The organism is Bradyrhizobium sp. JR4.3, assembly GCF_040547695.1.
Classification (GTDB): Bacteria; Pseudomonadota; Alphaproteobacteria; order Rhizobiales; family Xanthobacteraceae; genus Bradyrhizobium; species Bradyrhizobium canariense.
In genome coordinates this window covers 399,164-412,424 of record NZ_JBEPQF010000003.1, presented here as the reverse complement: position 1 = coordinate 412,424, position 13,261 = coordinate 399,164, and the positions used below count along the sequence as shown (strand labels likewise).

The 13,261-nt window shown below is 64.2% G+C and carries 8 protein-coding genes; 6 read left to right on the top strand and 2 right to left on the bottom strand.

Annotated elements, in window-relative coordinates; all coding sequences use genetic code 11:
* Positions 1-69 precede the first annotated feature (69 nt).
* From ABIB91_RS07945 to ABIB91_RS07925, 5 genes are all read left to right on the top strand, one after another.
* The gene (locus ABIB91_RS07945) at positions 70-2,571 is read left to right on the top strand and encodes a penicillin-binding protein 1A (RefSeq protein WP_354167628.1); all 2,502 of its coding nucleotides are present in this window, start codon (positions 70-72) and stop codon (positions 2,569-2,571) included.
* 111 nt (positions 2,572-2,682) lie between these two features.
* Positions 2,683-3,814 (top strand): peptide chain release factor 2 gene (gene prfB, locus ABIB91_RS07940; protein WP_354167631.1). Its coding sequence is split into 2 segments (ribosomal slippage): positions 2,683-2,751 and positions 2,753-3,814, totalling 1,131 coding nucleotides; the frame shifts between segments, so codons are not numbered across the junction.
* Positions 3,814-4,695, top strand: a complete 882-nt coding sequence (locus ABIB91_RS07935; protein WP_007591584.1) for an NAD(P)-dependent oxidoreductase — start codon at positions 3,814-3,816, stop codon at positions 4,693-4,695. The genes prfB and ABIB91_RS07935 overlap by 1 nt, the downstream gene beginning before the upstream one ends.
* 13 nt (positions 4,696-4,708) lie before the next feature.
* Complete coding sequence (locus ABIB91_RS07930) at positions 4,709-5,584, top strand: DMT family transporter (protein WP_354167635.1); 876 nt, start codon at positions 4,709-4,711, stop codon at positions 5,582-5,584.
* A 125-nt stretch (positions 5,585-5,709) separates the two neighbouring features.
* Entirely contained in the window at positions 5,710-6,945 is a 1,236-nt protein-coding gene (locus ABIB91_RS07925; RefSeq protein ID WP_354167638.1) for an ABC transporter substrate-binding protein, read from the top strand.
* A gap of 18 nt (positions 6,946-6,963) precedes the next feature.
* On the opposite strand, the gene ABIB91_RS07920 is transcribed toward ABIB91_RS07925, so the two are convergent.
* Both ABIB91_RS07920 and ABIB91_RS07915 read right to left on the bottom strand, forming a co-directional pair.
* Entirely contained in the window at positions 6,964-8,313 is a 1,350-nt protein-coding gene (locus ABIB91_RS07920) for a M23 family metallopeptidase (protein ID WP_354167641.1), read from the bottom strand.
* A 110-nt stretch (positions 8,314-8,423) separates the two neighbouring features.
* Positions 8,424-9,116, bottom strand: coding sequence for a peroxiredoxin (locus ABIB91_RS07915; protein ID WP_354128187.1), 693 nt, complete (start codon positions 9,114-9,116; stop codon positions 8,424-8,426).
* Between the two features lie 204 nt (positions 9,117-9,320).
* On the opposite strand from ABIB91_RS07915, the gene ABIB91_RS07910 reads away from it, so the two are divergent.
* The gene (locus tag ABIB91_RS07910; RefSeq protein ID WP_354167788.1) at positions 9,321-13,118 is read left to right on the top strand and encodes a YhdP family protein; all 3,798 of its coding nucleotides are present in this window, start codon (positions 9,321-9,323) and stop codon (positions 13,116-13,118) included.
* Positions 13,119-13,261 lie beyond the last annotated feature (143 nt).

Below are 13,261 nucleotides of genomic sequence, written 5' to 3'. Positions count from 1 at the left end.
TTTGGCGCCTGTTTCGGGCGCCAGGGCTGATCTTTGGGCTGATCCAGAGTTTGAACGGATAAACAGATAATGCGCTTGCTGGTGCGGTTCATGGGCTTCCTGTTCGCCGCGGGAACGGTGTTGTTCCTTGTCGGGGTCGGTGCCGTCGCAGGCCTGATCTGGCATTTCTCCAAGGACTTGCCGGACTACTCTCAGCTTCAGGATTACGAGCCGCCGGTGATGACCCGCGTGCACGCGACCGACGGCTCGCTGCTCGGCGAATACGCCAAGGAGCGGCGGCTGTACCTGCCGATCCAGGCGGTGCCGAAACTCGTGATCAACGCCTTCCTCGCGGCCGAGGACAAGAATTTCTACGAGCATGGCGGCATCGACTACACCGGCATGGCGCGCGCCGGCGTGGTCTACATCCAAAACTACGGCTCCAACCGCCGGCCGCAGGGCGCTTCGACGATCACCCAGCAGGTCGCCAAGAACTTCCTTCTGACCAACGAGGTCTCCTTCGCGCGCAAGATCAAGGAAGCCTTGCTGGCCATGCGGATCGAGAAGACCTACTCGAAGGACAAGATCCTCGAGCTGTATCTGAATGAAATCTATCTGGGTCTCGGCGCCTACGGAATCGCCGCTGCGTCGCTGGTTTATTTCGACAAATCAGTGAACGAGCTGACGGTGGCGGAAGCGTCCTATCTCGCGGCGCTGCCGAAGATGCCTGCGACGCTGCATCCCGTCCGCAACCGCGACCGCGCCATCGAGCGCCGTAACTACGTGATCGATCGTCTCGTTGAGAACGGCTGGGTCAAGCAGGCCGACGCCGACAAGGCGCGCAAGGAGCCGCTGGTCGTTACCAGCCGCTCCAATGGCGCCCACACCTTCGCCGGCGAATATTTCGCCGAGGAAGTGCGCCGCGACATCTTCGAGCGCTATGGCGAGAAGAAACTTTACGAGGGCGGCCTCTCGGTCCGCACTACGCTCGATCCCAAGATTCAGGTCATGGCGCGCAAGACCATGGTCGCCGGTCTCGTCAACTATGACGAGCAGCAGGGCTATCGCGGCGCCATCAGCAAGCTCGACATTTCGGGCGACTGGGGCGTGAAGCTCGCCGAGATCAAGTCTCTTTCCGATATCTCGCCATGGCGCATGGCCGTGGTGCTGGAGACCAGCGATCAGTCGGCGCGCATCGGCTTCCAGCCGAGCCGCGAGCTCGGCGGCGCCATCAGCAAGCAGCGCGAGACCGGCCTCATCACGCTCGACGGCATCAAATGGGCAAGAGCGGCCTCCGGGGCAGCGAAGGGTAGGGCGGCAAGCGCAGTGTCGCAGGTGCTCCAGCCCGGCGACGTGATCTACGCCGATCCGCTGTACAAGGACGCCCAGCCCGTCGAAGGTCAGTACCGGCTGCGCCAGATCCCCGAAGTGTCCGGCGCGATGGTGGTGATGGACCCCTGGACCGGTCGCGTGCTGGCGATGGTCGGCGGCTTCTCGTTCGACCAGAGCCAATTCAACCGCGCCACGCAGGCCTATCGGCAGCCCGGTTCGTCGTTCAAGCCGATCGTCTACTCGGCCGCGCTCGACAACGGCTATACGCCTTCGACTGTCGTGCTCGACGCCCCGATCGAAATCGACCAAGGCCAGGGCGCGGGCGTGTGGCGGCCTGAAAACTTCTCCTCGGGCAAGTTCCAGGGGCCGGTGACGCTGCGCAACGCGCTGCGGCAGTCGCTCAACACGGTGACGGTGCGCCTCGCCCAGGACATCGGCATGCCCCTGATCGGCGAATATGCCCGCCGCTTTGGCGTCTATGACGAACTGCCGAACTATCTGTCCTACGCGCTCGGCGCCGGCGAGACCACGGCGATGCGCATGGTCACGGCCTATTCGATGCTCGCCAATGGTGGCCGCCGGGTGAAGCCGACCCTGATCGACCGCATCCAGGATCGCTACGGCCACACCATCTTCAAGCACGACCAGCGCGAATGCCGCGGCTGCGACGCGCCGGGTGGTTGGAAGAACCAGAACGAGCCGCAGCTGATTGACCGCCGCGAGCAGGTGCTGGATTCCATGACCGCCTATCAGATCACCGAGCTGATGGAAGGCGTGGTCCAGGCCGGTACCGCGACCGTGGTCAAGCAGGTCGGCAAGCCGATCGCCGGCAAGACCGGCACCACCAACGAGGCCAAGGACGCCTGGTTCGTCGGTTTCTCGCCCGACGTCGCCGTCGCCATCTACATGGGCTACGACAAGCCGCGTCCGCTCGGCAAGGGTAACGCCGCGACCGGCGGTCATCTCGCAGCTCCCATCGCACGCGACTTCCTCCAGCTCGCGCTCGCCGACAAGCCCGCGGTCCCATTCAAGGTGCCGGCCGGCATCAAGCTGGTGCGCGTCGTCGCCAAGACCGGCATGCGCGCCGGTCCGGGCGAGACCGGCGGAACCATCCTCGAAGCCTTCAAGCCGGGCACGGCGCCGCCGGATAATTATTCGGTCATCGGCGTTGCCGATGCCGACGGCCGGATGCCGGCGTCGCAGCAGCAGCAGCCGGATTCCGGTTTCTTCATGCGGCCGGGCACCGGCGGGCTGTACTAAGGCTTAGGACAAGACAGACGTTCGTCGCCGCGGCGGTTGCGCTTTTCAGCCGCCGCCGCTACATCCCGTTGTCATTAGACGCGGAACAATTCCGCGAGACCAGAGAACCACATGCGCGCCGAAATCGAACGGTTGGTAGAAGAGATCAAGCAGTCGGTCGGGCTGCTGAGGAGGCATCTTTGACGTCGAGAAATCGACGGCGCGCCTCGCTGAGCTGAACAAGCTCGCAGAAGATCCCAACCTCTGGAACGATCCCCAGAAAGCCCAGAAATTGATGCAAGAGCGCACCTCGCTTGAGGACTCGCTCTCCGGCATCGGTAAGGTCGAGCAGGAGCTCGAAGACGACATCGGCATGATCGAGCTCGGCGAAGCCGAGGGCGATGAGGGCGTCGTCAAGGAAGCCGAAGCCGCACTGAAGAGCCTCAAGAAGGAAGTCGCCCGGCGCGAGCTCGAGGCGCTGCTGTCGGGAGAGGCCGACGGTTTCGATTCCTATCTCGAAGTGCATGCCGGCGCCGGTGGCACCGAGAGCCAGGACTGGGCGCAGATGCTGCTCCGCATGTACTCGCGCTGGGCCGAAACCCACGGCTTCAAGGTCGAGGTGCTGGAAGAGTCCGAGGGCGAAGAGGCCGGCGTCAAGTCCGCGACGATCCAGGTCTCCGGCCACAATGCCTATGGCTGGCTCAAGACCGAGGCGGGCGTGCACCGCCTGGTGCGGATCTCGCCATTCGATTCCAACGCGCGGCGGCACACCTCGTTCTCGTCCGTCGCTGTGTTTCCGGTGATCGACGACACCATCAAGATCGACATCAAGGAATCCGACGTCCGCGTCGACACCATGCGCTCAGGCGGCGCCGGCGGCCAGCACGTCAACAAGACCGAGTCCGCGGTACGGCTGACACACATTCCGACCGGCGTCGCGGTGGTCTGCCAGGCCGGCCGCTCGCAGCACAAGAACAAGGCGCAGGCCTGGGACATGCTGCGCGCACGGCTTTACCAGATCGAGCTGAAGCGGCGTGAAGAGAAGGCCGCCGCCGACCAGGCCGCCAAGACCGACATCGGCTGGGGCCACCAGATCCGCTCCTACGTGCTCCAGCCCTACCAGATGGTGAAGGATCTGCGCACCGGTGTGCAGACCTCCGATACATCAGGCGTGCTCGGTGGTGATCTCGACGACTTCATGGCCGCGACCCTGGCGCAGCGCGCCTTCGGCACTCCCGGCGCCGACATCGAGGACGTCGACTGATGCCCCGGATCGCCTTCATCGGGCTTGGGCGGATGGGCCATGGCATGGCCGGCCGCTATCTCGATGCCGGCTTCACGGTGACGGTTTGGAATCGCAGCAAAACAAAAGCGGAAGACCTGATCGCGCGCGGCGCGCTGTGGGCGACCTCGCCTGAGGACGCGGCGATCGACGCCGACGCGGTCGTGACGATGGTCGCCGATGACGAGGCCTCGCGCGCGGTCTGGCTCGGGCCCGAGGGCGCAGCCAAGACGGCGAAATCAGGCACCATCGCGATCGAATGCTCCACCGTTTCCTATGACCACGCCCGCGAGATGGGCCGCGAAATGAATGCGCGCGGGCTAATCTATATCGATTGCCCCGTGACGGGATTGCCGGATGCGGCAGCGAGCGGAAAGCTGACGCTGCTCGTTGGCGCCGATCCCGCCGATCTCGAACGCGCGCGGCCCTATCTGACACCGATCGGCTCGACCATCCGCCATTTCGGCGCGGTCGGTGCCGGCACCGTCTACAAGCTGATCAATAATCTGATGGGCGCGATCCAGATCGCCGGCCTCGCCGAGGGACTCGCCATCGCCGAGCAGGCCGGGCTCGACATGAATCTGGTGCTGGAATCAATTCAGGCGGGCGTCGCCGCAAGCCCGCAGGTGCAGCGCCACTCCAAGCGCATGGTCGCCCGCGATTTTTCCGGCGCAACGTTCACGGCGGCGCTGCGGCACAAAGATGCCGCCTACGCAGTGAAGCTCGCCGAGAGCCTGCTGGCCGACAAGCCGTTGGTCGCGCGCGCCGCCGTCGAGGCCTACGCGCAGGCGAAGGCTGCGATGCCTGACGACGATGAAGGCAAGATGATCGAGCTGGTGTCGCGGCCGAAGAAGCCGTCCTAACTGGCCGTATCACATGGGGCAGCCTCGATCAGAACGCGGTCTCGGCATTGCTCTCGTCGTCGCCGCCGCCATTGCCTGGAGCACCGCGCCATTCTTCACACGTCTGTTGCCGTTCGATCCCTGGACCATCCTGTTCTGGCGCGGCCTGTTCGGCGGCAGTCTGATCTCGGTGTTTCTCGTTGTGATGCAGGGACGCGGCGCGCTGCGGCAATTGGTGGCGCCGGGGCGCGGCGGCTTGCTCGTCGCCTCGTTGTCCACGCTTGGCATGGTTTCCTTCATCCCTGCGCTTCAGATAACCAAGGTGATGAACGTGGCCGTCCTGATCGCCACGCAGCCGTTCGTCGCCGCGGCGCTGGCGTGGCTGTGGCTTGGCGAAGCCGCGACATGGCGTACCCTGGTCGCAAGCCTCGTTGCCTTTGCCGGCGTTGCCATCACGGTCGGAGGCATCGAAGCCGGGCCTGATGTTGGAGGCGTGGCGCTGAGCTGCCTCATGGTGCTCGCCATCTCGGCTATGACGGTTGTGATCCGACGCTACCGGGAGACATCGATGGTGGCAGCGGCGGCGTTGTCGAATTTCCTGGGAAGTCTCGTCAGCCTTCCTTTCGCGCACGACATCGCCCGTGTCGACGGCGCCAACCTCGCGATCCTCGCGATGTTCGGCTGCTTTCAGGTGGCGCTGGGGCTGACATTCTACATGCTCGGCTCGCGCCTTCTGCCGTCGAGCCAGGCTTCCCTGGTCGCGACGCTGGAAACGCCGCTGATGCCGTTCTGGATCTGGGTTGCCTTTCGGGAGGTACCGCTCGTGCATGCGCTCGTTGGCGGGGCTCTCGTGATCGGCGCGGTCGTCGCCGATATTGCCGGCGATGCACGTTCGCGCGAGCGGTCGTAAACGCGTCGCGTCGCGCAAGTTCCCGGTCCACACTTTCACTCCACGGAATATTGCGCGGCTTGCCAGCCGCCGCTCCCCTTGCGACACTCTCGGCAAAACAAGACTACAAAACAGGGGAGAGAACGATGCCGGGTCGTCGCGAAAGCCTTGCTGCCCTCGCCATTCTTGTTGCCGGAGTGCTCGTCACGACACCAGCCCTGGCGCAGAAGAAATACGATCCCGGCGCCACCGATACCGAAATCAAGCTCGGCAACATCATGCCCTATAGCGGGCCGGCGTCGTCCTATGGCGTGATCGGCAAGACCGAGGCCGCGTTCTTCAAGATGATCAACGACCAGGGCGGCATCAACGGGCGCAAGATCAATTTCATCAGCTATGACGACGCCTATTCGCCGCCAAAGGCGATCGAGCAGGCGCGCAAGCTGGTCGAGAGCGACGAGGTGTTGCTGATCTTCCAGCCGCTCGGCACGCCTTCGAACTCCGCGATCATGAAATACATGAACGCCAAGAAGGTACCGCAGCTCTTCGTCGCCTCCGGCGGCACCAAGTTCGGCGACCCCAAGAATTTCCCATGGACCATGGGATTTCAGCCGAACTACCAGAGCGAGGGGCGGATCTACGCAAAATATATCCGTGACAACTTTCCAAACAGCAAGATCGCGGTGTTCCGGCAGAACGACGACGCCGGCAAGGACCAGTTCAAGGGCCTGAAGGATGGGCTCGGCGACAAGGCCAATATGATCATCGCCGACAAATCCTATGAGGTCAGCGATCCCTCGATCGACTCGCAAATCGTTGCGCTTCACGATTCCGGCGCCGACATCTTCTTCTCATGGGCTGCGCCAAAGGGATCGGCACAGGCGATCCGGAAGGTCGGCGAGCTCGGCTGGAAGCCAAAATTCTTCCTCGCCAATACGGCTACGTCGATCGCCTCGGTGCTCAAGCCCGCCGGGCTCGACTACTCCAAGGACATCATCTCGACCGCATATTTGAAGGATCCGACCGACCCGACCTGGGACAAAGATCCGGCGGTCATCGCGTGGCGTACCTTCATGGACAAGTACTATCCCGAAGGGGACAAGACCAACGCCAACAATCTTTACGGCTACGTGCAGGCCGAGGCGATGGCGCAGGTGCTGAAGCAGTGCGGCGACAATCTCACGCGTGACAACGTGATGAAGCAGGCCTCGAACCTGAAGGATTTCCACACCGACCTGATGCTGCCCGGCATCATGGTCAACACCTCGGCCGACGATTATTTCCCGATCGAGCAGATGCAGCTGATGCGCTTCAACGGGCAGGCCTGGGAGCTGTTCGGCGACGTCATCACAGGAGAGGTCGGCCACGAGCGCGGCCAGTAGAATGCGAAAAGCGCGGGCCTAGCCCGCGCTGAGCCGCACGCCGGCGCGCAGGAATTTCTGCGGATCGACCGCTTCGCCGTCGATCCGGGTTTCGTAGTGTAGATGCGGGCCGGTGGAACGGCCGGTCGAACCGACGAGACCAACGACCTGGCCGATTCTCACGATCTCGCCGACCCTGACGTTGATCTCGGAGAGATGGCCGTAGCGAGTCGCAAGGCCATTGCCGTGATCGACCTCGATCATGCGGCCGTAGCCGCCGGACCAGCCGGCGGAGACGACCTTGCCGTTGGCGGTGACGCGAACGGGATCGCCGCTCGCGGCGCGGAAGTCGAGCCCGGTGTGCATCGCGGGCCGGCCGAGGAACGGATCGCTGCGCACGCCGAAGCCGGAGGTGAACTCGACCTCGCCGATGACGGGCTTGCGATAGGGCACGAGTGCGAGGGTGCGATTGAGCCGGTCCATCTCGGCGCGGGTGCTGTTGATGCGATAGAGCTGCTTTTCGAACGGCCCCGAACTGGCGGTGAGTTTTACGGGTACGAAAGGCCCGCCCATCGCCGTGCGCGGCACGGCGGCTTCGAGATTTGCGAGGTTCAGGCCGAGATCGCTGACGACGCCGCGCATCCGGCGCATGCGTGAGTCCATGCCTTCCTCGACGGCGTTGAGCGCCGCCATCTGGCGACGCTCGACCTGGTCAAGCGAGGTCGTGAGCCGAACGACGACGTTGTCGAACCCTTGATTCTTGGCGAACTGATTGACGGGCGGAGCTGCGAGGATCGGCGCGCGCGATTCGAGCCGCGCTTCGCGATCCGGCGGCGCCACGAAGATCACGGTGTCGCTGATCGGCGAGGGTTTTGGCGTCGTCTGGCTGGCATCGCCACGCTGCGGGGTGGAGCGGGGAATCGATCCGGTCACGTCCGGCATGGACCCGAGCGCCGTGGCACGGGACTCCAGCGCCGTCTGGCGCTTCATGATCTGGTCGAGCTTCTGGTCGAACTGCTCCTGGTCGAGCAGTTGCCGGCTGGTGGTGCGGTCCACCTTGGCGCGCAGCTCGGCGATGCGGTCCTCATAGGCGTATTGCATCTCGGCCTGCCGGGCGATCAGCCGGGTGAGGACGTCGTCGCGGAAGGCGAAATAGGTCGCGGTTGCGGCGGACCAGAGCCCGAGCAACACGACGGTGCCGACCACGATCCAGAACACCACAGGTCCCAGGCGAACCTGCTTGCCGTGATGCACGATGGTGTAGGCGTCGTCGGTATCCGGAAGGGGAAGCGCTGTTGCCACAGCGGCGGCACGGCGATGAAAGGCTCGTCCGTGGTCGTGGGGGTGATGTTGGGGGTACTGCGAGAATTGGGCAGAACTTTTCGACATCGGCACTCCCGCGCCGGTCGGATGAGTCCGTACGGCCTAATTGCCGCGGCAATCTGGGCCAGTCATGGTTAATTTTCCGGAAACGGAACCGCTTGAATTTAAAGGATTGGTTAAAGGCTTCTTGCGGCCTCCAGCACCTCGTCGGCGTGGCCGTCGACCCGGACATTGCGCCAGATCCGGGCGATCTTGCCGTCGGCGCCAAGCAGCATCGTGGTACGAAGAACTCCCAGGAAGCTCTTGCCATACATGGACTTTTCGCCCCAGACGCCGTAGGCTTCCAGCATCTCGTGTGTCTCGTCCGAGATGAGGGGCACTCCGAGACCATGCTTGTCGCGGAACTTGTCCTGAGCCTTGACTGGATCAGCGGAGATACCGAGCACGGCGGTGCCAGCCGTGGCGAAGGCGCCGGTCAGCCGGGTGAAATCGATGGCCTCCCTGGTGCAGCCCGGCGTGTCGGCGCGGGGGTAGAAGAACAGGACCAGCTTCTGGCCGGTATAATCCGACAGCGCGACGACACCGCCACCGTCGCGGGGCAGGCGGAAGGCGGGAGCCTTCTGCCCCTCGGCCAAGCCGGCCTTCGCCGCCGTTTCGGGCGCGGACGCCGATTTGGAAGAATTTAACCGTTTCGATGCGGCCTTATGCGATGCTGTCTTTGCTATGGTCCCAGTTGATTTGCTCGCCGGTGTCCGCTGTGTTTTCGCGGACTTGGTTTGAGTCGCAGCCCGCGCTTTCACGGGCGTCTTTTTAGCCGTCGGACTGCCGGAGGGCGTTTTGGACGATTTCTTTCGGGATTTCTTGGACATACGCCTTCCTTTCGTCGCTTTCGGCGGGTCAACCAAAGCGGTATTGCAGCCCTCTTCCGGTCTACCGGAATCGTGCCCTCGGCTGGGCGAGTCTGACGACGCCGGAGTCTGGTTACAAGGAATTCCACGCACCACCCCACTGCTCGTTGAACGCGCTCCCGGGGCGACATGACGAACAGAAGGAATATTCGAGGTATGGCGGCAATGCCGGCGCAGGGAGCTTCGCTTCCCGTCGACGGCTGCGGCCCCGGCGGCGCTCAATCCCACGACGGGCGCCTGTATCGAGAGGCAATGGCAAGGAATACGTCGCCCCAGGATTACAATCGGGATTTGGATCGGCGCGGCAGCCAACCAGAGCAGCAGCAATGGGACGACGCCGATTGGGATCCGGATCAGGAAGCGGCGGCGGGCCATCGAGCGCGCCGGCTGTTGTCGCGTTCCAATTCGGGCTTCCATCGGTTCGCTGACGGGTTTGGGCCGCTGCGCCGCTGGATGGGCGGCGGTCGCTGGCTGAAGCGCGTGGCCGTGGTCGTCGGTGCCCTGGTTGTCATCTTCGTCGGCTGTTTCGGCGCACTGTGGTGGCGGCTCGGTGCCGGTCCCATCAATCTCGACATTGCGACGCCGTGGCTCGCCGCCGCGATCGAGGACAATATCGGTCACGGCAACACCGTGGAGGTCGGCGGCACGCAGATCGAACGGGCCGGGCGGATCCGCATCGCCGTGCGTATCCGTGATATCGTCGTGCGCGACCACGATCACGTCATTGTCGCCACCGCACCGAAGGCCGAGGTGAAGCTGTCGGGTGCAGGCCTGCTGATGGGGCATCTGCGCGCCGAAAGCCTCAACCTCGTCGATGCCGAGCTCGCGATCCGGATCGCGCCTGACGGGACGGTCACAGTGTCGGCTGGCGACACCGCAAAGCCGCTCGCCACCGGCGTCGCCTCCAAGAAGGACGCGGGGCTGCCGCCGACTTTCCCGCGCAACGGTGTCCCACCGCCGCCATTCGCAACCGAGCCTGCGACCCCCGACACATCGCAAGCCGCGACCCAGGTCACGGCCCCGACCGGCATTCTTCAGGGCCTCGACTGGCTCGACAGTCTGAGCATGACCGGCCTCGACGGCCAGAACCTCAATGAGATCGGTCTGAAGAACGGCAATCTGATCGTCGACGACCAGCAGCGCGGCAGCAAATGGACATTCGAGAACATCACGCTCAGCCTGCGCCGGCCGAGCCATGGCGGCGTCGCGCTCAGCCTCGGCGAGGAGGGCGCGCGTCCGTGGTCGCTGCGTGCCACGATCGGACCCACCGAGAACGGCGTGCGCTCGGTCGATATCCGCGCCGACAAGGTCTCGACCGCCAACATCCTGCTGGCGCTGCGGGTGAAGGACCTCACCTACACCGCCGACCTGCCGCTGACCGGCGAGCTCAAGGGCGAGCTCGGCCGCGACGGCGTGCCGACCTTCTTTCGCGGCAAGATCACGGTGGGTGCGGGCAACATCATCGACACCGATACGCCCGACTATCCGATGGCGATCGACTCGGCCGAGATCAATGTCGAGTGGGACGCCAATCGGCGCGTGTTGGTGGCTCCGTTCAAGATCCTCTCGGGTGCGAACCGCCTGACGCTTCTGGCTCATGTCGAGCCGCCCAACGGCACCGTCAACGACTGGCAGCTCGGTTTCAGCGGCGGTTCGATCCTGCTCGGCGGCATCGACAACGAACCGCCCCTGGTCTTCAACCGTATTGCGATCGGCTTCCGCTTCGATACCGACCACAAGAGGCTGCTGTTGACGCAGGCCGATATCTCCAACGGAGAGGTCGGCGTCGCCGGCACCGGCGCTATCGACTATTCGGGCGAGCCGCGGCTGACGCTGGGCTTTGCGGGAACGCCGATGTCAGCCTCCGCGCTCAAGCGGATGTGGCCGACGCTTGTGGTTCCCGAGTTGCGCGAATGGGTGATCGAGCGGATCGAGCGTGGAACGCTCCAGCGCATCGAGATCGGCGTTAATTCGCCGACGAAGAATCTTCCGCGCAAGGGGCCCCCCATTCCCGACGACGGTCTGTCGGTCAACATCGTGGCGAGCGGTGTCACGGTTCGCCCCGTCGATGGCCTGCCGGTGGTGCACGATGCAGATTTGAAGGCGCGCGTGACCGGCCGCACCGCGACCGTGAATATCGGGCAGGGCATCGCCGATACGCCAGCGGGCCGCAAGATCACGATTTCCGACTTCGTCTTCGAGGTGCCCGATATGGCGCCCAAGCCGTCGCCGTCGCGGACCAGGTTCCGTGTCGAAGGCCCGGTGCCTGCTGCCGCCGAAATGCTTTCCAACGATCGCCTGAGCGATCTGTCGTCGACCGTCATCGATCCCAATACGAGCAAGGGGACGTTCTTGGCGAACGTCCAGCTTGGGCTGCCGGTCAAGGGCGAGCTGACCAAAGCCGACACTACCTACAGCGTTACCGCCGATCTCAACGGTTTTGGTGCCGACAAGCTGGTGATGAACCAGAAGCTGGAGGCCAACAACCTCAAGATCGTCGCGAGCAACCAGGGCTATCAGGTCAAGGGCGACGTCAAGATCAACGGGCAGGCGGCCTCGCTCGATTATCGCAAGCCGGCCGAGGGCGATGCGGACGTCAAATTGCAGACCACGCTGGACGATGCGAGCCGCGCGCGCCTCGGGTTCGATCTGGGCCCCGCCGTCAGCGGATCGGTGCCGATCAAGCTGTCAGGCAAGATCGCCGGGGGACCCGACCAGACGACGAAGCTCGGCATCGAGGCCGACCTGACCTCGGTCAAGCTCGACAACATCCTGCCCGGCTGGGTCAAGCTGCCGGGCAGAGCGGGCAAGGCCAGCTTCAAGGTGGTGCCGACGGCGCAATCGACGCGCCTGGAGGACATCGTCATCGAAGGCGGCGGCGCCTCGATCAGGGGGGCTCTCGAGGTCGATGCCAATGGCGATCTCATGAACGCGAACTTCCCGACCTACGCGCCGTCCGACGGCGACAAGGCGTCGCTGAAGGTGGAGCGCAGCCAGGAGGGCGTGCTGAAGGGCACGATGCGCGGCGACGTATTCGACGGCCGCGGCTTCCTGAAGTCGGCAATCTCCGGCAATTCCAAGGACGATGCCAAGAGCAAGACGAAGAACGTCGATTTCGACATGGACGTGAAGCTCGGCGCCGTCATGGGGTTCAACGGCGAGGCGATGCGCAGCGTCGAGGCCAAGATGTCGCGGCGCAATGGCGCGGTCAAAGCCTTCACGCTGAGCGGCAGGATCGGAAAAGACACGCCTGTGGCCGCCGATTTGCGCGGCGGCCGCGCCCAGGGCAACCGCGAGGTGATCTATCTCCAGACCAGCGATGCCGGCAACTTCCTGCGCTTCACAGACACCACCAACAAGGTCTTCGGCGGCCAGATGGTGGTGGCCATGGAGCCGCCGACGTCAGAGCCTACGACGCGGGAAGGCCTGATCAACGTGCGCGACTTCTCGGTCAAGGGCATGGATCAACTCGATCGCGTCGCGGCGGGCGCTCCCAACGGCGCGCAGAGCGGCGTGGCCTTCACGGCGTTGCGCGCGGAGTTCACGCGGCAGAACGGCGCGCTCACGATTCGGGATGGCGTGGTCAAGGGCCCCATGATCGGCGCCACCATCGAGGGCTCAATCGACTTTCCCGGCAATCAGGTCTGCATGAGCGGCACCTTCGTGCCGATGTATGGCGTCAACAACATCTTCGGCCAGATCCCGTTGTTCGGCATCTTCCTCGGCGGCGGCAACAATGAAGGATTGATCGGCGTGACCTACGAGGTCGTCGGCACGCCGGCCGCACCCGTGATGCGCGTCAATCCGATTTCGGCGATGGCGCCCGGTCTGTTCCGCAAGATCTTCGAATTCAACACCGGCAAACAGAACTCGCCGTTCGAGGAATTTCCGTCGCAGTCGAGCGATGGCTCGACCGGAACGACGCGCCAGCTCTCGAGCGGCTGCACCCTCGCGCGGCGATAGCGGCGAGCTACGCCCTTCACGTCTCCGAGAATGAATGCGGATGGTGGTTTGCGCGCGGCCATCCTTCGAGACGCCCGCTCCGCGGGCTCCTCAGGATGAGGTCCTGTTCCACGGATAAATCTTGGATCCTCATGGTGAGGAGC